The sequence below is a fragment of the Pseudomonas sp. LAMO17WK12:I1 genome, assembly GCF_900177315.1.
Lineage (GTDB): Bacteria > Pseudomonadota > Gammaproteobacteria > Pseudomonadales > Pseudomonadaceae > Aquipseudomonas > Aquipseudomonas marginalis.
This window is the reverse complement of sequence record NZ_FWZV01000019.1, coordinates 46,347-66,135: the sequence shown is the minus strand read 5'-3', so window position 1 is coordinate 66,135 and position 19,789 is coordinate 46,347. Positions and strand designations below refer to the sequence as shown.

General features: G+C 61.2%; 23 protein-coding genes and 1 pseudogene. 13 read left to right on the top strand and 11 right to left on the bottom strand.

Annotated elements, in window-relative coordinates; genetic code table 11:
- Positions 1–12: 12 nt before the first annotated feature.
- From B9N88_RS28975 to B9N88_RS28965, 3 genes are all read left to right on the top strand, one after another.
- Entirely contained in the window at positions 13–477 is a 465-nt protein-coding gene (locus B9N88_RS28975) for a CreA family protein (RefSeq protein WP_027607650.1), read from the top strand.
- A gap of 101 nt (positions 478–578) precedes the next feature.
- Positions 579–1,061: a glutathione peroxidase gene (locus B9N88_RS28970; RefSeq protein WP_027607649.1), complete on the top strand. Its 483-nt coding sequence runs from the start codon at positions 579–581 to the stop codon at positions 1,059–1,061.
- A 194-nt stretch (positions 1,062–1,255) separates the two neighbouring features.
- Complete coding sequence (locus B9N88_RS28965; RefSeq protein ID WP_027607648.1) at positions 1,256–2,359, top strand: NADH:flavin oxidoreductase; 1,104 nt, start codon at positions 1,256–1,258, stop codon at positions 2,357–2,359.
- 936 nt (positions 2,360–3,295) lie between these two features.
- On the opposite strand, the gene B9N88_RS28960 is transcribed toward B9N88_RS28965, so the two are convergent.
- On the bottom strand, positions 3,296–4,474 hold the full coding sequence (locus B9N88_RS28960) for a glycosyltransferase family 4 protein (protein ID WP_027607647.1): 1,179 nt from the start codon (positions 4,472–4,474) through the stop codon (positions 3,296–3,298).
- Between the two features lie 54 nt (positions 4,475–4,528).
- Positions 4,529–5,293: a sulfate transporter CysZ gene (gene cysZ, locus B9N88_RS28955; protein ID WP_027607646.1), complete on the bottom strand. Its 765-nt coding sequence runs from the start codon at positions 5,291–5,293 to the stop codon at positions 4,529–4,531.
- Between the two features lie 294 nt (positions 5,294–5,587).
- Here cysZ and trxB point away from each other — a divergent pair, with 294 nt between their 5' ends.
- The gene (gene trxB / locus B9N88_RS28945) at positions 5,588–6,550 is read left to right on the top strand and encodes a thioredoxin-disulfide reductase (protein ID WP_025858049.1); all 963 of its coding nucleotides are present in this window, start codon (positions 5,588–5,590) and stop codon (positions 6,548–6,550) included.
- 102 nt (positions 6,551–6,652) lie between these two features.
- Here trxB and B9N88_RS28940 read toward each other — a convergent pair whose 3' ends face one another.
- From B9N88_RS28940 to B9N88_RS28915, 6 genes are read right to left on the bottom strand one after another with little or no spacing between them, the layout of a single operon-like run.
- On the bottom strand, positions 6,653–6,994 hold the full coding sequence (locus tag B9N88_RS28940) for a HopJ type III effector protein (RefSeq protein ID WP_027607645.1): 342 nt from the start codon (positions 6,992–6,994) through the stop codon (positions 6,653–6,655).
- A complete protein-coding gene (locus B9N88_RS28935) occupies positions 6,987–7,283 on the bottom strand; it encodes a DUF1244 domain-containing protein (protein WP_027607644.1) in 297 nt (98 codons plus the stop codon). Before B9N88_RS28935 ends, B9N88_RS28940 begins: the two co-directional genes overlap by 8 nt.
- Before the next feature lie 23 nt (positions 7,284–7,306).
- Positions 7,307–7,678, bottom strand: coding sequence for a dihydroneopterin triphosphate 2'-epimerase (gene folX, locus B9N88_RS28930; protein ID WP_003194073.1), 372 nt, complete (start codon positions 7,676–7,678; stop codon positions 7,307–7,309).
- A 2-nt stretch (positions 7,679–7,680) separates the two neighbouring features.
- The gene (gene folE, locus B9N88_RS28925; RefSeq protein WP_027607643.1) at positions 7,681–8,241 is read right to left on the bottom strand and encodes a GTP cyclohydrolase I FolE; all 561 of its coding nucleotides are present in this window, start codon (positions 8,239–8,241) and stop codon (positions 7,681–7,683) included.
- Between the two features lie 20 nt (positions 8,242–8,261).
- Entirely contained in the window at positions 8,262–8,972 is a 711-nt protein-coding gene (gene folM / locus B9N88_RS28920; RefSeq protein WP_027607642.1) for a dihydromonapterin reductase, read from the bottom strand.
- 57 nt (positions 8,973–9,029) lie between these two features.
- Positions 9,030–9,590, bottom strand: coding sequence for an antibiotic biosynthesis monooxygenase (locus B9N88_RS28915; protein ID WP_027607641.1), 561 nt, complete (start codon positions 9,588–9,590; stop codon positions 9,030–9,032).
- A gap of 214 nt (positions 9,591–9,804) precedes the next feature.
- Between B9N88_RS28915 and B9N88_RS28910 the strand changes: the two genes are divergently transcribed.
- Positions 9,805–10,764 carry a MerR family transcriptional regulator gene (locus B9N88_RS28910; RefSeq protein ID WP_043293776.1) on the top strand — a complete coding sequence of 320 codons (960 nt, stop codon included), beginning with the start codon at positions 9,805–9,807 and terminating at the stop codon, positions 10,762–10,764.
- Between the two features lie 2 nt (positions 10,765–10,766).
- Here B9N88_RS28910 and B9N88_RS28905 read toward each other — a convergent pair whose 3' ends face one another.
- Together B9N88_RS28905 and B9N88_RS28900 are read right to left on the bottom strand one after the other, a co-directional pair.
- Positions 10,767–11,372, bottom strand: a complete 606-nt coding sequence (locus B9N88_RS28905) for a hypothetical protein (protein WP_027607639.1) — start codon at positions 11,370–11,372, stop codon at positions 10,767–10,769.
- 59 nt (positions 11,373–11,431) lie between these two features.
- Positions 11,432–11,899 (bottom strand): PAS domain-containing protein, encoded by a 468-nt coding sequence (locus B9N88_RS28900; RefSeq protein WP_027607638.1) that lies wholly within the window; start codon positions 11,897–11,899, stop codon positions 11,432–11,434.
- A 129-nt stretch (positions 11,900–12,028) separates the two neighbouring features.
- Between B9N88_RS28900 and B9N88_RS28895 the strand changes: the two genes are divergently transcribed.
- Entirely contained in the window at positions 12,029–12,484 is a 456-nt protein-coding gene (locus B9N88_RS28895; RefSeq protein WP_027607637.1) for a flavodoxin, read from the top strand.
- On the opposite strand, the gene B9N88_RS28890 is transcribed toward B9N88_RS28895, so the two are convergent.
- Positions 12,465–13,361 (bottom strand): LysR family transcriptional regulator, encoded by an 897-nt coding sequence (locus tag B9N88_RS28890; protein WP_027607636.1) that lies wholly within the window; start codon positions 13,359–13,361, stop codon positions 12,465–12,467. The genes B9N88_RS28895 and B9N88_RS28890 overlap by 20 nt on opposite strands.
- 98 nt (positions 13,362–13,459) lie before the next feature.
- Here B9N88_RS28890 and B9N88_RS28885 point away from each other — a divergent pair, with 98 nt between their 5' ends.
- From B9N88_RS28885 to B9N88_RS28855, 7 genes and pseudogenes are all read left to right on the top strand, one after another.
- Positions 13,460–13,846, top strand: a complete 387-nt coding sequence (locus B9N88_RS28885; RefSeq protein ID WP_027607635.1) for a CidA/LrgA family protein — start codon at positions 13,460–13,462, stop codon at positions 13,844–13,846.
- A complete protein-coding gene (locus B9N88_RS28880) occupies positions 13,836–14,522 on the top strand; it encodes an LrgB family protein (RefSeq protein WP_027607634.1) in 687 nt (228 codons plus the stop codon). Before B9N88_RS28885 ends, B9N88_RS28880 begins: the two co-directional genes overlap by 11 nt.
- 153 nt (positions 14,523–14,675) lie before the next feature.
- Positions 14,676–15,458 (top strand): class II aldolase/adducin family protein, encoded by a 783-nt coding sequence (locus B9N88_RS28875; RefSeq protein WP_027607633.1) that lies wholly within the window; start codon positions 14,676–14,678, stop codon positions 15,456–15,458.
- Complete coding sequence (locus B9N88_RS28870) at positions 15,458–16,360, top strand: alpha/beta fold hydrolase (RefSeq protein ID WP_027607632.1); 903 nt, start codon at positions 15,458–15,460, stop codon at positions 16,358–16,360. Before B9N88_RS28875 ends, B9N88_RS28870 begins: the two co-directional genes overlap by 1 nt.
- Before the next feature lie 28 nt (positions 16,361–16,388).
- Positions 16,389–16,502, top strand: a pseudogene (locus B9N88_RS33410) (outer membrane lipoprotein carrier protein LolA); the annotation flags it as partial.
- A 95-nt stretch (positions 16,503–16,597) separates the two neighbouring features.
- The gene (locus tag B9N88_RS28860) at positions 16,598–17,509 is read left to right on the top strand and encodes an SDR family oxidoreductase (RefSeq protein WP_027607631.1); all 912 of its coding nucleotides are present in this window, start codon (positions 16,598–16,600) and stop codon (positions 17,507–17,509) included.
- A 482-nt stretch (positions 17,510–17,991) separates the two neighbouring features.
- Positions 17,992–19,773: a DUF1302 domain-containing protein gene (locus B9N88_RS28855; RefSeq protein ID WP_081744486.1), complete on the top strand. Its 1,782-nt coding sequence runs from the start codon at positions 17,992–17,994 to the stop codon at positions 19,771–19,773.
- The last annotated feature ends 16 nt before the right edge of the window (positions 19,774–19,789 follow it).

Genomic DNA, 19,789 nt, shown 5'->3' with positions numbered 1-19,789 from the left:
AGGGAATACACGATGCGCGTGATGAAGGGATTGCTCGGCCTGCTGCTGGCCCTGCCGCTGCTGGCTTCGGCCGAAGAAGTTGGCCAGGTGTCGACGGTGTTCAAGTTCGTCGGCCCCAACGACCGGATTGTGGTCGAAGCGTTCGATGACCCCAAGGTCGACGGCGTGACCTGCTATTTGTCGCGCGCCAAGACCGGTGGCGTGAAAGGCGGCCTGGGCCTGGCCGAAGACCGTGCCGAAGCCTCGATCGCCTGCCGTCAGGTCGGCCCGATTCGCTTCAAGGGCGAGCTCAAGGACGGCGACGAAGTGTTCAAGGAGCGCACCTCGCTGGTGTTCAAGACCATGCAGGTGGTGCGTTTCCTCGACAAGAAGCGCAATACCCTGGTGTACCTGGTCTACAGTGACCGCTTGATCGAAGGCAGCCCGCAGAACGCGGTGACGGCGATTCCTATTCTGCCGTGGCCGACCGCTCAGTAATCCGCAGGCGAGTTTTGCAATCGGCGTCTATGATTGCAGGCTTGCGGGTTGTAATCTCGAAGCGCTGCTTTGCTAAGAACATGGGAAATCTGGAGTTCGTCATGAGTGCTTTCCACGACCTGAAACTCAAAGCTTTGGACGGACAAGAGCTGCCGCTGGCGCCCTTCAAGGGGCACGTTGTGCTGGTGGTCAACGTAGCCTCCAAATGTGGCTTGACCCCGCAGTACGCTGCGTTGGAAAACCTCTATCAGCAGTACAAGGACCAGGGTTTTACCGTGCTTGGCCTGCCGTGCAACCAGTTTGCAGGCCAGGAACCGGGCACCGAGGAAGAAATCCGCGAGTTCTGCAGCCTGAACTACGGCGTGACCTTCCCCCTGGGCAGCAAGCTCGATGTGAACGGCCCTGAGCGTCACCAACTGTACCGTTTGCTGGCGGGCGAGGGTGCAGAGTTTCCAGGGGATATCACCTGGAATTTCGAGAAATTCCTGCTGGGCAAGGATGGCCGGGTCCTCGCGCGATTCTCGCCGCGCACTGCACCGGATGATCCGACGGTCGTGCAGGCCATCGAAAAAGCCCTGAGTTGAACACCTGCCGGTGCAGCTTCAAGTTGTAAGCTTGAAGCTGCAAGTAGAAGCACATGCGCGGCTCTTGCAGCTTTAAACCTGCAGCTAGCCGCTGCTTTCATACCCCTTAATCACCCAAATCAATAGTGCTATTCGGCACGCTGCACTCCCCATATTATCCGTATCATAAACCTCGTTTTCCGCGGAGTGCTCCCATGCCTGTCCAAGCCCTGTTCAAACCGTTCCAGCTCGGTGCACTGCAGCTGTCGACCCGTGTGGTCATGGCGCCGATGACCCGTTCGTTTTCCCCAGGTGGCGTGCCTGATTCCAAGGTCATCGAGTACTACCGCCGCCGTGCCGCTGCCGGCGTGGGCCTGATCATTACCGAAGGCACCGTGGTCGGTCACCCGGCCTCCAATGGCTACCCGAATGTCCCGCATTTCTACGGCGAGGCGGCGCTGGCCGGTTGGAAGAAGGTCGTCGATGCCGTGCACGCCGAAGGTGGCAAGATTGTCCCGCAACTCTGGCACGTGGGCAGTGTGCGCCGCATCGGTACCGAGCCTGACGCCAGTGTGCCGGCCTACGGCCCGATGGAAAAACTCAAGGATGGCAACGTGGTCGTCCACGGCATGACCGCCCAGGACATCAAGGAGGTGATTGCCGCGTTTGCCCAGGCCGCCAAGGATGCCCAGCGCATCGGCATGGACGGCGTGGAAATCCATGGCGCCCATGGCTATCTGGTCGACCAGTTCTTCTGGGAAGGCAGCAACCAGCGCACCGACGAATACGGCGGCAGCCTGGCCAACCGTTCGCGCTTTGCCATCGAGTTGATCCAGGCCACCCGCGCCGCCGTCGGCCCGGACTTCCCGATCATCTTGCGTTTCTCCCAATGGAAGCAGCAGGACTACACCGCACGCCTGGTGCAAACCCCCGAGGCGTTGGGTGAATTCCTCAAGCCGTTGTCTGATGCCGGTGTGGATATTTTCCACTGCTCCACCCGCCGTTTCTGGGAGCCGGAGTTCGAAGGTTCCGACCTCAACCTCGCCGGCTGGACCCGCCAACTCACGGGTAAACCGACGATCACCGTGGGCAGTGTCGGCCTGGATGGCGAATTCCTGCAGTTCATGGTCAATACCGACAAGGTCGCCCAACCGGCCAGTCTGGAAAAACTGCTGGAGCGCTTGAACAACGACGAGTTCGACCTGGTCGCTGTTGGCCGTGCGCTGCTGGTAGATCCGGATTGGGCCGTGAAGGTGCGTGAAGGTCGTGAAGGCGACATTCTGCCGTTCAGTCGCGAGGCGTTGACGACCCTGGTGTAGGGGGGAGCCCAGGCCTGCGGTCACTATCGACGGCTGAGCGTGAAGGTTTAGCTGTTTCAGGCGAAAGGCCGGGTATTGAGTACCCGGCCTTCCGCTTGTGTTCAGACCATCATTCGCCTCAATGCTTATTGCCTTGTCCTTGGTCCATATTGGTTAAAGCTAGAAGTGCTGTCCGTCTGGTCGGAACGTGCCCATTGAGGTGGCCTGACGGAACATTGCTCCTGGTTTGGGCGCGTACCGCCAGGTCGTGGGAGGCCGTCAGTGGGCTGCGGGCGTTGCCAGTCGTTCTGCGCCGGTTGCCAGGCGTTTTGCGGGTGTGTGGACTGTGGGCGGTTGTCAGGGTTGTGCAGTGGGCGTTGCCAGTCGTTCTGCGCCGGCCGCCAGGCGTTTTGCGGGCGTGTGGACTGCGGGCGGTTGTCAGGGTTATGCGGTGGGCGTTGCCAGTCGTTCTGCGCCGGCCGCCAGGCGTTTTGCGGGCGTGTGGACTGCGGGCGGTTGTCAGGGGTGTGCGATGGGCGTTGCCAGTCATTCTGCGCCGTTTGCCAGTTGTTTTGCGGGCGCGAAGGTTGCGGGCGGTTCCAGCCAGTGTTTGCGTGGTTCTGGTGGTTGTGACCGCTTCCTGATGGGGATGCCCATGCGGAGGGGTTGAATGGTTGGAATCTCAGCGCCATTGATCCATTTATCAGTGTCGACATAGTGCTCTCTATTAGTTTTTCAGCATGAATGACCTGCCTCGTTCGAGTGTGTTTCACAGGGGCACACCCCCTCTTACGGCAGGTGTCATATCAGTGGTGATAATTCGCTCGACGTTCCGGAAATATCCTGTTGTGGCGTACCGATTCAGGCAGTCTCAGGGAGGGATTCCTACCGTTGAAACCAGTATTCAATGGGTAGGCAGGCAGGGCGGGGAATTGGCCTACGTCATTCGTAGAGCGTTCAACGAATGTCAGGCAGTGTGGGAGCTGCCGAATGTTCTGCGCACACATCGCGTAACTGGTTCTCGAACTGCTCGATAATCGCCGGCCAGCCCTGGCGGCTCGCATGTTGGCGTGCATTGAGGCGGGCCCTGCGCAAATGTTCGCTGTCTTCCAGCAACCATCTGGCCGCATCGCAAAACGCGTCCTCATCACCCGGCATGGCCAGCACACCGTTGTAACCATGGCGGATATGCTGGGTCGCCGCCGCCTGGTCGTACGCCACCACACCCAGCCCGGAGGCCATGGCCTCGAGCACCACATTGCCGAAGGTTTCGGTCAGGCTGGGGAACAGGAACACATCCCCTGATGCGTAATGCCGCGCCAGTTCTTCGCCGCGCTGGGTGCCACAGAACACCGCGTCGGGCAGGTCGCGCTCGAGCATCGGGCGTTGCGGGCCATCGCCGACGATGATCAGCTTCAGCCGACGCTGTGGATAAGTTGCCTGCAGCGCGTCAAAGCAGCGCTTGAGCAGCCCGAGGTTTTTCTCCTGGGCCAGGCGCCCCACGTGCAGCACGGCAATATCGTCGTTTTCCAGGCCCCAGCTTTCCCGCAGTGCGTTGTCACGCTTGGCCGGGTGGAATAACTGGCTGTCCACCCCGCGCGCCAGCATCCCCAGGCGCTCGAAATGCCGACGCTCCAGTTCCAGGCGTTGGCTGGCGCTGGGCACCAGGGTCAAGGTCGAACGGTTATGAAACCAGCGCAGGTAGTGCGTGACCATGCGGCTTAACAGGCTCAGGCCGTACTGGTTGGAGTACTGCTGGAAATTGGTGTGAAAACCGCTGACCACACTGATTCCCAGGCGCCGTGCCGCCCGCAGCGCCGACAGCCCCAGCGGCCCTTCAGTGGCGATATACAGCACGTCCGGGCGCTGGCGTGTCCAACGGCGCAGCAACTTGTGCATCGACGACTGGCCCCATTGCAGGCCGGGGTAACCCGGCAGCGGCCAGCCACGGCAGAGCAGCAAGCCATCATCGCTGGGCCGGCTTGCATCGGCGCCCTGGCGCGGGCGAACCAGTTCGACTTGATGGCCGCGCGCGCGCAAACCTTCGCACAGGCGGCCAAGGGTATTGGCCACCCCGTTGATCTCTGGCGGGAAGGTTTCGGTGATGAGAGTGATGTGGAGCGAAGCTGTCGTCATGACCCACAGTGTCGCCGTGGGCCATGTCGCCATTGTGTCATGCAGATGATGGATTTATGACTTGGCCACTTTCGGCGTCGCCATGGCCTCGGCGCCCTGTTCACGCACCCAGAACAACGTCGCCCCGGCCACTGCCGCCGGCATCATCAACAGGTTGACCACTGGCACCAGCAGCACCAGGTAGACGATGCCGCCGAAGCTCATGCTCTGCCAGCGCTTCTGGCGCAGCCAGGCGAGCATTTCGTTCCAGCCCAGCTTGTGGTTATCGGCCGGGTAGTCGATGTATTGGATCGCCATCATCCACACGCCGAACAGCAGCCACAGTGGCGCGGCGATCAGGTTGACCACCGGAATGAAAGACAGGATAAACAGGCCGATGGCCCGTGGCAGGAAGTAGCCCAGCTTGCGCATTTCCCGGGCCAGGGTACGCGGAACCATTTCAATCAGTTCGCCCCAGCTGAAGGCCGGGAAGTCATCGGTACCCCGTACCACCACTTCGACTTTCTCGGAAAGAAAGCCATTGAACGGTGCCGCGATGATATTGGCGAGCATGGTGAAGGTGAAAAACACCATCAGCACCACCAGCACTACAAACAGCGGCCATAGCAGGTAATTCAGAAAGCTCAGCCAGCCGGGCAGGGTCGGCATCAAGTGGTCGACCCACAGGCTGAACTGATGGCCGGCAAAGTAGATCAAGCCGACGAACAGCACCAGGTTGATCGCCAGCGGCAGCAGCACAAACAGCCGCAGGCCGGGGCTCAGCACCAGTTTGAGGCCTTCACGCAGGTATTGCGGGCCGGAAAGAACAGGGGCGGGCATGGAGAACTCCGAGCAGGATGACGAACGCGCCGACCTTACCGGCTTTGCCTTCAAGGCGAAAGCGTGGTCGGTGTGACGACATCAACGGTAACAAAGGCGTCGATTAATCGGCCTGACTGCATAGAGACCGCCTATGAGCTGGATTGTTATTCCGTATTTCCTTAATCTTGCCCCCCTCGATACGCTGCACCCATTATTTTTCAGGGCCTGCGAGTTAAAGCCTTCCCCAAGTGCTTCGTGGTCCCTTTTTTATTCCAGCCGTCTTGTAGTCCGGGCGGTCGATAGGAGTGAGTCATGTCTGATACCCGTCATTCGCGAGTGATTATTCTCGGTTCCGGCCCTGCCGGTTACAGCGCTGCCGTCTACGCTGCCCGGGCCAACCTCAAGCCGCTGCTGATCACCGGCATGCAGGCGGGCGGTCAGTTGACCACCACCACTGAAGTCGACAACTGGCCGGGCGATGTCCACGGCCTGACCGGCCCGGTGTTGATGGAGCGTATGAAAGAGCACGCCGAGCGCTTTGAAACCGAGATCGTGTTTGATCACATCAACAAGGTCGACTTCTCCAAGAAGCCTTACAGCCTGACCGGCGACAGCGGCGTCTACACCTGCGATGCACTGATCATCGCCACCGGTGCCAGCGCTCGCTACCTGGGCCTGCCATCGGAAGAAGCGTTCATGGGCAAGGGTGTTTCCGCTTGCGCCACCTGTGACGGGTTCTTCTACCGCAACAAGCCGGTCGCCGTGGTCGGTGGCGGCAACACGGCCGTGGAAGAGGCGCTGTACCTGGCCAACATCGCCAGCACCGTGACCCTGGTTCACCGCCGCGAGACGTTCCGCGCCGAGAAGATCCTGATCGACAAGCTGCACGCCCGTGTCGCCGAAGGCAAGATCATCCTCAAGCTCAACGCCACTCTGGATGAAGTCCTGGGCGACAACATGGGTGTGACCGGTGCTCGCCTGAAAAACAACGACGGCAGCTTCGACGAGCTGAAAGTCGACGGCGTGTTCATCGCCATCGGCCACACCCCGAACACGTCGTTGTTCGAAGGCGTGCTGGAAGCCAAAGACGGTTACCTGGTGGTGCAAGGCGGTCGTGAAGGCAACGCCACCGCGACCAACATCGAAGGCATCTTCGCTGCCGGCGACGTGGCCGACCACGTCTACCGCCAGGCCATCACCTCGGCCGGCGCCGGTTGCATGGCGGCCCTGGACGCCGAGCGTTACCTCGACGGTTTGAAGGACGCTGCGTTCTAAATTGTTGAAATAAAAAAACCGGCTACGAGGCCGGTTTTTTTATGGGTGCAATTTAAATCTGGGAGGGACAAGCCCTCTCCCACATTTTGATCTGCATCTGACTCAGGATTTGCGGGTCAGTGGCTGGGCGGCGAATTTCACACCTGCCAACCCATGGGCAATCAACGCGCGGATATTGCCATGGTCACTGCCCTCAGGCGTGGCCACCACCGAGCGGTAATGCTCGCCAAACGCCAGCAGCGCTTCCTGGTCGCTCAAGCCTTCCAGCAGCGCCAGGCCCAAGGTCTTGCACGAACCTTCGTTCTGCCCGGCAGCGTTTTCCACATCGCCGTTGGTGAAGGCCTGCGGCTGGTAATCGTAACCGGCAGCGATAAACGCCAGGGTGTCGGCAAAAACGTGTGCGCCGCTGTCGAGGCTGGCGCGCAGGGTGTTCAAATCAGTCATGGGTTTTTCCTTTGGCGAACGCCGCCTGTTGTTCGGCGCTGGCTTCTTGCTGGTATTGGGCTTTCCACTCGGCGTACGGCATGCCGTACACCACTTCACGGGCGTCATCGAGGCTCAGCTCGATCTGGCGCTCGTCGGCCTCGGCCTTGTACCACTTGGACAGGCAGTTACGGCAGAAACCGGCGAGGTTCATCAGGTCGATGTTCTGCACATCCTTGCGGCTGTCCAGGTGCGCCACCAGGCGGCGGAAGGCGGCGGCTTCGAGTTCGAGGCGTTGTTGATCGTTCATAGGGCTCACTGACAATTCAGGGGTTAGCGGCTGGCCGCCAGGGTAATCGACACCGACTCGGCAAAGCGCAGCGCATGGGGCTTGTCCACTTCGACTTCGGCGTACAGCACCGATTCGTTGCTCATCACCAGATCCAGCAGTTCCTGGGTCAGGCGCTCCAGCAAGGCAAAGCGGTTGCCTTCCACGTGGGCGATGATGGCCTTGGTGATGGTGCGGTAGTTCAGCGCGTGGTCGATGTCGTTGTCGCGCACGGCTTCCTGGGCGGCATACAGGATGGTCAGGTTGATCAGCACATCCTGCTTGTTGAGGATTTCGTCCTCATTGATACCGATGAAGGTGCGCAGGCACAGGTCCTTGACCCGGATGCGCGCCATGCCTGGTTGAAGTTGTGGCATTGCTACTTGCTCCGTCCAATCAGTTGCAGGAACTCCATGCGCGTGGTGTTCGACTCGCGGAACGCGCCGAGCATCACCGAGGTGTTCATGGTTGAATTCTGTTTTTCCACGCCGCGCATCATCATGCACATGTGCTTGGCTTCGATCACCACGGCCACGCCAGCGGCCTGGGTCACGTCCTGGATGGCATCGGCGATTTGCCGGGTGAGGTTTTCCTGGATCTGCAGGCGCCGGGCGAACATGTCGACGATGCGCGCCAGCTTCGACAGGCCCAGTACCCTGCCGGTCGGAATATAGGCCACGTGGGCCTTGCCGATAAAGGGCAGCAGGTGATGCTCGCACAGCGAATACAGCTCGATGTCCTTGAGGATCACCATCTCGTCGTTGTCGGAGGCGAACAGTGCGCCGTTGACGATTTCCTCGAGGTTCTGTTCATAGCCATGACACAGGTACTGCATGGCCTTGGCGGCGCGCTTGGGGGTGTCGAGCAAGCCTTCGCGTTCCGGGTCTTCGCCCAGGCCCTTGAGGATCTCGCGGTAATGGTGGGGCAGGGATAAGGTCATACAACATCCTCACAAACGGCTTACTTGATATGCCGCCCGCCGTTGACGGTCAGGGTGGTACCGGTGACATAGGGGTTGTCCAGCAGGTAACGCACACTCTGGTAGATCACCTCGGGGCCAGGCTCGATGCCCAGGGCCGACTTGGCCAGCACCTTGGTGCGATAGGCCGCGTCGTCGCCTTCGTTGAACATCACCATCGCCGGGGCGATGCCGTTGACCTTGATCAGCGGCGCAAACTGCGCGGCGAACGACAGCGTCAGGCTGTCGAGCCCGGCCTTGGTGGCGCAGTAGGCGATGTGCTGGCGGCTGCCCTTGCGTACCACGTCATCGCTGATATGCACGATGTCGGCAGGTGTCGAGCGTTGCAGCAAGGGTGAACAATGCAGGTTGATCAGGTATGGCGCAAGCATGTGCACGCTGAACATGTCGGTAAAGGCACGGCTTTCGTCGCCCGGCGCCTCCGCGACCCAAGCCGAAGCGTTGTGGATGATCGCACGCAGGCTTTGGGTGTGGCTGTTCAGTTCAGCGATAAACGCGAGAATCCCGGCTTCGGTGGAAAAGTCGGCAAACACGCCGACTGCGCCACGCTCACGCAGGGCCTGCACGCCGGGGCGTTCGCTGCGGTAGCTGAAAATCACCGGCTGGCCTTCGTCCAGCAGGCGCTCGGCGCAATGCAGGCCGACGCGCTGGCCGGCGCCGGTGATCAGGATCGGGGCGTTCGTTGCAGTCATGGGAGGCTCGCGTCGCTGGCAGGCGCAAATCATACCAGCGACGGGCCGCCCCTGTACTCACGCCGCCGCTTCGGAGGCCTTGCGCGGGGCTGGCGCTGGGTGCAGCCAGTTCGCCAGCAGGTGGGTCGACAGCGGAATGAACCAGTACACCATCAAGGGCGTGAGTGCGATTGTGCTGACCAGCACCCGTGGCCCCAGCTCGAGTTCACTGAGCAGCGGCCCCAGGACGAAGTTGAACAGCAGCGACACCGGGAAAAACGCCAGCCAGATCGCCACCGCCTGCTTCCAGCGTGGCGGACGGGCACCCGCTGCGCCAAACCAGCCATCGATGCCCCGTACACGGTGCTCGGACGGGTCGGCGAACAAATCGCTGCCACGGCTCAACCACGCACTGCGTGAAGCGGAAAACTCCCAGGCGTGCAGGGTCTTCTCATCGGCGAAGCGGAAAATGATCTGGAATTCATCGTCATTGGGCGGTGGGGCCAGCACGCCGGAGCCCAGGTAACCGGGGAAGTCGGTGGCCAATTGCTCGCCTTCGCGCAGCCAGGCCATCAGTTCTTCATAGCGCCCTTTGGCCACGCGGCGCGCAACCATCAAGGTGACGGGAGAGGTAGACATTGTGTATCTCCAAATGTACGGGTGCACTGGACCGTGTAGGTGGCGCACAGACGAAGCTGCGGGGTGTTGCAGCGACGCGTAAAAAGCAGGCAAGGATTATTCCTGTTTTACCCGAATACACCAGCGACATTGGTCCGAAAAGCGGGAAACTTGAAAAAGACAGGTGTAAAGGCGTTAAATGAGCGCCCAGTTAACGTTGGTTTTTTGGTCAAAAATGCCCGTGATTACTGCTCCGCTTGAAAGTGTTTCGCATCTGGATTCCACTGATTCCGATGAGCTGTTTCCGATCCGTGAAGTCTCGAGATTGACAGGCGTCAACCCGGTCACCCTGCGTGCCTGGGAGCGCCGTTATGGGCTGATACAGCCCACGCGCACTGAAAGCGGGCATCGCCTCTATTCCAAGGCCGATATACAGACAGTCCATCGTATTCTCGATTGGATCGAACGCGGCGTCGCCGTAAGCAAAGTGGGCAAGATCCTCGCTCGCGACGATCAGCAGGCCGAAGCCGTTCGTGCGCAGCGCGATGCGGTCGAGGAAAGCGAATGGCCGCAGTGGCAGGCGCGGCTGATGCAGGCCGTCAGCGACTTCGATGACCGTCAACTGGAGCGTGTGTATGGGCAGGTCCTGGCGACCTACCCACTCGACGTAGTGTTCCAGGACATTCTGATGCCCCTGTGGAATGAGCTGTTGCGTCATCAGGGGCGTTTCGGCCAGGCCAGCGAGTGGCTGTTCTTCGACAACTTCCTGCGAGTGCGTGCCCTGGAGCGCCTGCAACTGGCGTGTGCTTCAACCGTGCCGCGGGTATTGCTGGCGGCCATGGCGGGTGAGTGCCGCAAGTTGGAGTTGCTGGTGGCGGCGCTCTTGATGAGCCGGGATGACCTGGCCGTGAAGGTGCTGGGCATGGGACAGCCGTTTGACGAGTTGACGCTGGTCTGCGAGAAGACTCACCCACAGGCGCTGATCCTCTTCTCCAATTACTCGCATAACCATGATCTTGCCGGGCGTTTGAACCGCTTGGCGTTGACCCTGGATTGCCCGCTGCTGCTTGCAGGTGCGGCGTCGGATCTTGCCGAGGACGGCCTGGCCGGCACGTCCATCGGCTGCCTGGGCAATGAAGGTCGCTTGATGCGGCGGCGCTTGCAACAGTTTCTCAGCGGCGCGCTGGATACCTGATTTCAGGCATGCATGTGCGGGTGGACCAGGCGGTGCTGGTGCAGGATGAACTGACGCAGGCGCTCGGTTTCATCCACGTCGCTTTGGCTCAAGCGGTAGGCAAACAAACCTCGCGCCGTTTCCCGCTCGAACGAGCCGCGCAGCGCGATGCGTTCGTAGCCCGACGGGCTGAACCACAGGGAAAAGGTTTTTGGCGGCTTGATCCGGCTGCGAATCTCCACCAGCACACCCTTGAATGACACTTCATGCACCCGCAGGGCTCCAGCAGCACCGCGGATGTTCTCCAGCGCCACCGGCGTTTCAAGCGCCAGGCGCCACGGGCGTATCATCGGCCCGTCTTCGAAAATACTCGGCACGCCCAAACGCAGATGCACCGCATTGAACTCATCCTCTACCAGATGCAGGGGGAAGGTCAGTTGCTGGTTGTCGAACTGCGCCTGGATGGTGAGGTGGTCATGGGCGGCCAGGCGGGTGAGCAAGTCGCGAATCTGTGCACCGCCGTTGACGGTCAGGCTCGACGAAGCATCCCGCAGGTTGAGTTGCGGGTTGTGCTGCATGCTCTGAATGAAATCCAGCTCATCCTGGGTCAGAAGCGCATTGCGTTGCATCGTGCTTGCTCAATGGAGGGGTATTAAAGTGCCATTATCCGCTGTTACGGCCGCAGTTTCTAAATTTTGTTTAATCCGCTTGTCGCTTTGAGCGCCGCCAGCTCGGCCTTGACCTCGGCCAGTTCACTTTCCAGCTGCGCGACACGCTGCTGGGCCTTGACCTGGAGCGTGACGTCCTTTTGTACACCGACGAAATACGTCTGCTTGTCCGCGGCGTTGTAAACCGTTGAAAGGGACAGTTCGTTCCAGAAATGGCTGCCGTCCTTGCGGTAATTGCGCAGGGTTTCCCGGCAGGCACCGCCGTTCTCCAGCGCTTCACGGATGGCCATCAGGGCCGGCTGGTCACGGTCGCCGGATTGCAGGAAGCGGCAATCCTGATAGAGGATTTCGTCGAGGGTGTAGCCGGTCAGCCGTTCGAATGCAGGGTTCACGTAGATCAGCGGCTTGTCCTTGCCTTCTCTTTCAGCGACGACGATGCCGTCGTTGGAAGCGTTGATCACCATTTGCATCAGCTTGGCGTTAATCATTGAGCGGTCCATGGCTTGTGGTTGGAGTGGGCAGTTTAAGACATGCCTTGAATCTTGCACGGCGGGCGCCGAAATATTTGCGCCAGCTGCTAATATCCCAGGCTTTCGCTCAACTACAGGATCAGATTGATGAAAGTCGCCATCCTTTCCGGCTCGGTGTACGGCACGGCTGAAGAAGTCGCGCGCCACGCCGCCGACCTCCTCAACAAGGCCGGCTTTGAGGCCTGGCACAATCCCCGTGCGACCTTGGCGGATGTACTAGCCTTCAGTCCGCAAGCCTTTCTGGCGGTGACCTCCACCACCGGCATGGGCGAATTGCCCGACAACCTGCAACCCCTGTATTCAACCATTCGCGACCAACTGCCCGCCGCTTGGCGCGGCCTGCCCGGCGCAGTGATCGGCCTGGGCGATGCCAGCTACGGCGATACCTTCTGTGGCGGTGGCGAGCAAATGCGCGAGCTGTTCGGCGAGTTGGGTGTGCGTGAAGTGCTGCCGATGCTGCGCCTGGACGCCAGCGAAAGCGTCACCCCGGAAGCCGACGCCGAGCCATGGCTGGCCGAGCTGGTCACTGCACTGCGCGCTTGACCGGAAACTCGCGTAACAACGCCAGCCAGGCCTGGGCGGCTTTCGACAGGTAGGCGCCCTCACGCCAGATAAAGGCAATGTCCCAGCGCAGGTAGTCGGGCGCCTTCAACGTCAGGCGCACCACCCCAGGTCGCACCAGCCCACGGGCGACCACGCTGGGCAGCAGCACCACGCCTTGGCCGGCGGCCACCAAGGCGGCGAGGAAATCCGCTTGGCCGCTGCGGCCGATTTCCTTCGGGGTAAAACCCAACTGCTGACACGCCTGCATCAGGCGGTCGTTAAGCACAAAGCTGCGCTGGTACATCAGGAACGGTGTGTCCGCCAATTCCTCGAGGCGCACCTGGGCGTTGTCCGCCAGGGGATGGTCAATCGGCAGCAGTGCGTCCAGGGGTTCATCGCAAAAGGCTTGCCAGGCAAACGCCGGGTCATTGGGTTTCAAGCTGCCGCCCACTTCCAGCTCACCGCTCAGGATGGCCTGTTCGATATTGCGGCTACCGCCTTCCAGCAGTTGGATGGTGACGTTCGGGTAGCGCCGGCGGTACTCGGCAAACAACCCGGCGAACAGCGTGTCACCCGCCAGCAGCGGCAGGCCCAGGCGCAACTCGCCGCGGGTGAGCTGCTGCATATCGTCCAGCTCGCTCAGCAGTTCGGCTTGCAGGCGCAACATGGCTTCGGCGCGTTGCAGTACGACCTGGCCGGCGGCGGTCAGGCGGGTCTGCGAGCCGATGCGGTCGAGCAGCGGTGTGCCAAGGCTTTGCTCCAGTTGCGCCACCTGTTTGCTGACGGCGGACTGGCTGATATGCAGGGTTTTCCCCGCCTGGGTAAAGCCCCCTCGGTGGATCACTTCGACAAAGCTGCGCAGCTGTTTGAATTCCATCGGCCTGATTCCAGTTTGGAATGGCTGGCAGTCTAACAATTCGCTGTGGGGATGGAAGGCCGCACTCTAAAATGGGGGCCTGCGAGGACCCAAAGCCCATGAAACGTTTTCCCTTCAAACACCTTGGCCGTTTGCTGACTGAACTGGTCGTGCTGCTCGCGATTTATCTGCTGGGCACCCAGTTGGCGAGCTGGCTAGCTTGGCCCATTCCCGGTGGCGTGGTGGGCCTGGGCCTGTTGCTGGCAACGTTCGCCAGCGGCCTGGTCAAACCGGCGGCACTGCAATTGGGCGCCGGGGTGTTGATGGCCGAGATGCTGCTGTTCTTCATCCCGGCCCTGATGAGCCTGCTCGATTACGGTGGCCTGCTGCGCAACGATGGCTGGCGCATCCTGTTGGTGATCGGCTTGAGCACGCTGGCGGTGATGCTGGTCACGGCGTTTACGGTAGAAGCGGTGTGCCGCTGGAGGTTACGCCATGAAGCTTGAGCTGATGCCGGTGTTCTGGCTCGCCTTGACCCTGGGCGCCTACGTATTCAGCCGCTGGCTCTACCGACGTACCGGGCGCTACCTGCTGTCGCCGCTGATCCTGGTGCCGGCACTGTTGCTGGCGGTGGCCTTGCCGATGCACACCGCCTATGCCGAATACGCCACCGACACCCACTGGCTGATGCTGGTGCTGGGCCCGGTGACTGTGGCGTTTGCCGTGCCGATCTGGCAGCAGCGCCGCTTGCTGGCGCGGCACTGGCCAGCGTTGTTGCTGGGCATGATGGCGGGCAGCGTGGCGTCGATCGCGACCTCGTTCGGCCTGGCAAAAGCCCTGGCGTTGGACAGCGCCGTGACGATGTCGCTGGTGCCGCGCTCGATCACCACACCGTTCGCCATGCCGGTGTCTTCCGACCTGGGTGGCGTGCCGGAGCTGACGGCGGTGTTCGTGATGTTCACCGGTGTGTTCGGCGCCATGCTCGGTGGTGTCTTGCTCAAATGGCTGCCGCTGCGGACACCCCTGGCACGTGGCGCATTGTTTGGCGTGGGCGCCCACGGTGCGGGTGTCAGCCGCGCCCATGAAGTGGGTGGCGAAGAGGGCTCGGTCGCCGGCCTGGTGATGGTGTTGACGGGGTTGCTCAACCTGTTTGCCGTGCCTTTTCTGGCGGCGCTTCTCTGACGCGCTTTAAACAAACTTCAACTATTCTCTGAACTGACCCGCTCGGTCATCAAGCTGGCTGCCAAGGCAACTCCGGCGGCCATGAGGTCTGACTAGACTGGCCCATCACACAAAAAAACAACAATAAGACAGTGCGCCAAGGAGGTCATCGCCGTGAGCCTAGCCCCCGTTCTATCGCCGCAGAATGTCAAAGACCAGGTCAGCGCTGCCGAATGGCAGACCCGCGTCGACCTGGCGGCCTGCTATCGCCTGGTGGCGCTGCATGGCTGGGATGACCTGATCTTTACCCATATCTCGGCCAAGGTGCCGGGCACCGATGATTTCCTGATCAACCCCTACGGGCTGATGTTCCACGAGATCACCGCGTCGAGCCTGGTCAAGGTCGACCTGGCCGGCAACAAACTGATGGACAGCCCCTACGACATCAATCCGGCGGGCTACACCATCCACAGTGCCATCCATGAAGTTCGCCATGATGTGACGTGCGTGCTGCACACCCACACGGCCGCGGGTGTGGCCGTCGCTGCGCAGAAGCAGGGCGTGTTGCCCATCAGCCAGCAATCGCTCTTCGTGCTGTCGAGCCTGGCCTACCACGCCTACGAAGGCGTGGCCTTGAACCACGAAGAAAAAGCCCGCCTGCAGGCCGACCTCGGGGATAGCAATTTCCTGATGCTGCACAACCATGGCCTGCTGACCTGCGGCAGTACCATTGCCGACACCTTTCTGATGATGTTCACCTTCCAGCGCGCCTGCGATATTCAGGTGCTGGCGCAGAGCGGCGGCGCCGAATTGATCGCCATCGGGCCGCAGATTCTTGCCGGTGCCAAGGCGATGGTGGCGGCTGTCACAAAGAGCGCCCAAGGCATGGGCGGCGCGTTGGCCTGGCCGGCCTTGCTGCGCAAATTGGACCTGCAAGACCCAGGGTATAACCGCTGATGCCACTCGCCGAAATCCCGCTCAGAGTCTGGCGCAAGCGTGGCCAGGATTTCGTCTTTCGCGGCCGTACCCTTCGCTATTGGGTGGCCGGGCAGGGCGAACCGCTGCTGCTGATCCATGGCTTCCCCACGGCCAGTTGGGACTGGCATTACCTATGGCAACCCCTGGCCCAGCGGCACCTGGTGATCGCCTGCGACATGCTCGGCTTCGGTGACTCGGCCAAGCCGCTGGACCACGATTATTGCCTGCTGGAGCAGGCGGACTTGCAACAGGCCCTGCTCGAACACTTGCGAGTGGAACAGCCGGTGCATGTGTTGGCCCACGACTACGGTGATAGCGTCGCCCAGGAACTCCTGGCCCGGCACTACGAAGGCCGGTTTGAGATGGCCAGCTGTGTGTTCCTCAATGGCGGGTTGTTCCCCGAAACCCATCGCCTGGCGCTGGTGCAAAAACTCTTGCTCAGCCCCCTGGGCTGGATGATCGGCCGCGCCTTCGGGCGAAGTGCCCTGTCTGACAGCTTCGGCCAGATATTCGGCCCCGACACCCGCCCCAGTGAAAGTGCCCTGGATGATTTCTGGAGCCTGATCAATGCCAACGGCGGCACGCGCATCCTGCACAAACTGATCGCCTACGTCCCCCAGCGCCGTCGCCTGCGTGATCGCTGGGTCGGCGCGATGCAGCGCGGCGAAGTGCCGTTGCGGGTGATCGACGGCGAAGTGGACCCGATCTCCGGCGCGCATATGGTCGAGCGTTACCAGCAACTGGTGCCCGACGCCGACACGGTGTTGCTGGCCAATATCGGCCACTACCCGCAGATCGAGGCGCCGGTGCAGGTGCTCAGGCACTACCAGGCCTTTCGTGATCGGCTCGGGCAGCCGGCCTCGCAAGTGGCCTATTCCTGATCCCGAATCCTTTTCTGTAGGAGCGAGCTTGCTCGCGAAAATCGTCAACGATAACGTGGGAATCCTGACACCGCGCGGCGCTCTGGGATTTTTCGCGAGCAAGCTCGCTCCTACAGAGAGACGAGTCATCATCCCCCAGCCTTATCGAGCACCATTCAGCCTCCGCCGTATTTATTGTGACCGCAGGCGCGTTGCCGGACACTCGAACCATTCCCATTGTCGCCAGCGGAGTTTGGTATGAGTGAGTCAGTGCAGTTCCAGGATAAGGTCGTGATCGTCACCGGTGCCGGCGGCGGATTGGGCCGGGCCCATGCGCTGCTGTTCGCCAGGCACGGGGCCAAGGTCCTGGTCAACGACCTCGGCGGTTCTACCCAGGGCGAGGGCGCCAATGCCTCCGCCGCCGATCGGGTGGTCGCCGAGATTCGTGCTGCGGGCGGTGTCGCCGAGGCCAACCATGACTCTGTCACCGACGGTGACAAAATCGTCCAGAACGCCCTCGACGTTTTCGGTCGCGTCGACGTAGTGGTCAACAACGCCGGCATCCTGCGTGATAAAACCTTCCACAAAATGGACGACGCCGACTGGGACCTGGTTTACCGCGTGCATGTCGAAGGCGCCTACAAAGTCACCCGCGCCGCCTGGCCCCACCTGCGTGAGCAAGGCTACGGCCGGGTGATCTTCACCGCGTCCACCTCGGGCATCTACGGCAATTTCGGCCAGTCCAACTACGGCATGGCCAAGCTCGGGCTGTACGGCCTGACCCGCACCCTGGCCCTGGAAGGGCGCAAGAACAACATCCTGGTCAATGCGATCGCCCCTACCGGCGGTACGCGCATGACCGAAGGCCTGATCCCGCCGCAAGTGTTCGAGCGCCTCAAGCCGGAACTGGTCAGCCCGCTGGTGGTGTACCTGGGCAGCGAAGCGTGCCAGGAAACGTCCGGGCTGTTCGAGGTGGGTGGCGGCTGGATCGGCAAGACCCGCTGGGAACGCAGCCTGGGCGTAGGCTTCGACCCTGAAGCCGGGTTCTCCCCCGATGACGTGGCGGCGCATTGGGCGCAGATCTGCGACTTTGAAGGCGCAGCCCACCCCACCGACAACATCGAAGCGCTGAAGGAGATGATGGCGAACTTGCAGAAGTACAGCCTGTGATCGTTGCTTGAAAAAGCTTGAATCCCACGGGGCGCTGATGGCGCCCCGTTTTATTTCAGGCAAAAAAAAGCCGCTGCAAACGCAGCGGCTGAAGTCAGACGTTGGATCAAGGAGCGACAAATCAACGTCAGTGAACACAGGTAACAGATTGAAAAAAGGCATCAATCCATTCAAGTCTGGCTGTTCTTCCCGAGGGGGAAGCGGGCTGTTTGCCCTGAAAGCCAGGCAAGAATAGTCGGTTGTTACAAAATGAGTAATCCCGATTCATGACAAGGACTGTTACTGAAAGCGCAACAGTTTCAGGGCAAGCCATCCATTCCCCTGATAGCCCGCCATCCACCCAATCCATGGGGCTGCCCGCACCCCGGCCAGAGCGGCTTGTCATCCTTTCGAGCGATAGAGCGAATCCCTCCTTGGTGCGCTTATCGCTCCTGATGCGCGGCAGTAGGGTGAGGCCTTCTGTCACTCACCGGGGAAGACGCATGACAAAAACAACAATGCGCGCCATCTTCACGCCACAGGCGCTGGCCGCTGCGGTTGCGTTGGGTTGCTGTGCCCAGGCACAGGCTGTTTCCTTCAACATCGGCGAGATCGAAGGGCAATTCGACTCCTCGCTGTCGGTCGGCTCGAGCTGGGGCATGCGCGATGCCGATAAAAAGCTCGTGGGCACCGTCAATGGTGGCACGGGCCAGGCTTCCACGGGGGATGACGGGCGTCTCAACTTCAAGAAGGGTGAGACCTTCTCCAAGATCTTCAAAGGCCTGCATGACCTGGAGCTGAAGTACGGCGACACCGGTGTGTTCGTGCGCGGCAAGTACTGGTACGACTTCGAACTCAAGGACGAAGACCGCGAGTTCAAGCAGATCAGCGACCACAACCGCAAGGAAGGCGCCAAGTCCAGCGGTGCGCAGATCCTCGATGCGTTCGTCTACCACAACTACTCCCTGGGCGACCTGCCGGGCACCGTGCGTGCCGGCAAGCAGGTGGTCAGTTGGGGCGAAAGTACCTTCATCGGCAACTCCATCAACAGCATCAACCCGATTGACGTGTCGGCGTTCCGTCGGCCCGGTGCCGAGATCAAGGAAGGGCTGATCCCGGTCAACATGTTGTTTGCGTCCCAGAGCCTGACCAACCAACTGACCGTGGAAGGCTTCTACCAGCTGGAGTGGGACCAGACGGTGCTGGATAACTGCGGCACCTTCTTTGGCAATGACGTGGCGGCGGATGGCTGCACCGGCAACTACACGGTGGGTAGTCCGGCGATTGCACCGCTCCAACCGATCGCAGCGGCTCGCGGCCAAGGCTTTGTGGTGACCCGCGAAGGCGTGGTGGTGCAGCGTGCCGGTGACCGCGATGCACGGGACTCCGGCCAATTCGGTGCAGCCTTGCGCTGGCTGGGCGATGACACGGAGTACGGCCTGTACTTCATGAACTACCACAGCCGCACCCCGACTGTGGGCACGATTACCGCCAACACCAATCTGGCGACCATCGGTGGTATCGCGGCGGCCGCTCCGGCGGGCTTCGGTTCGGCCCTGGCCCAGAGCACCATGCTCGGCCGTGGCCAGTACTACCTCGACTATCCGGAAGACATCCGCCTGTTCGGCGCCAGTTTCTCCACCACCTTGCCCACCGGCACGGCGTGGACCGGCGAGATCAGCTACCGCCCGAATGCACCGGTGCAGCTCAACACCACTGACTTGACCCTGGCCCTGATCAACCCGATTGCCGGCAATGCGGCATCGCCGATCCGTTCCTCCTTCGGTGCCGACAACAAGGGCTACCGCCGCAAGGAAATCACCCAGATCCAAAGCACCATGACTCAGTTCTTCGACCAGGTGCTGGGCGCTGAACGCTTGACCCTGGTGGGCGAAGCGGCCGTGGTGCATGTGGCCGGCCTGGAGGATAAATCCAAGCTGCGTTACGGCCGCGACTCGGTGTACGGCGCCTATGGTTTCCAGGGTGACACCGACGGTTTCGTCACCTCCACCTCCTGGGGCTACCGCGCGCGGGCGATCCTCGACTACAACAATGCGATTGCCGGGGTGAACCTCAAGCCCAACCTGTCCTGGTCCCATGACGTGGCCGGCTACGGGCCCAACGGGATCTTCAATAAAGGCGCCAAGGCCATCAGCGTCGGCGTGGATGCGGACTATCGCAGCACCTACACCGCCAGCCTCAGCTACACCGACTTCTTTGGCGGCGACTACAACACCCTGACCGACCGCGACTTCCTCGCCCTCAGCTTCGGCGTGAACTTCTGATTTGGCTTAAAGAAGG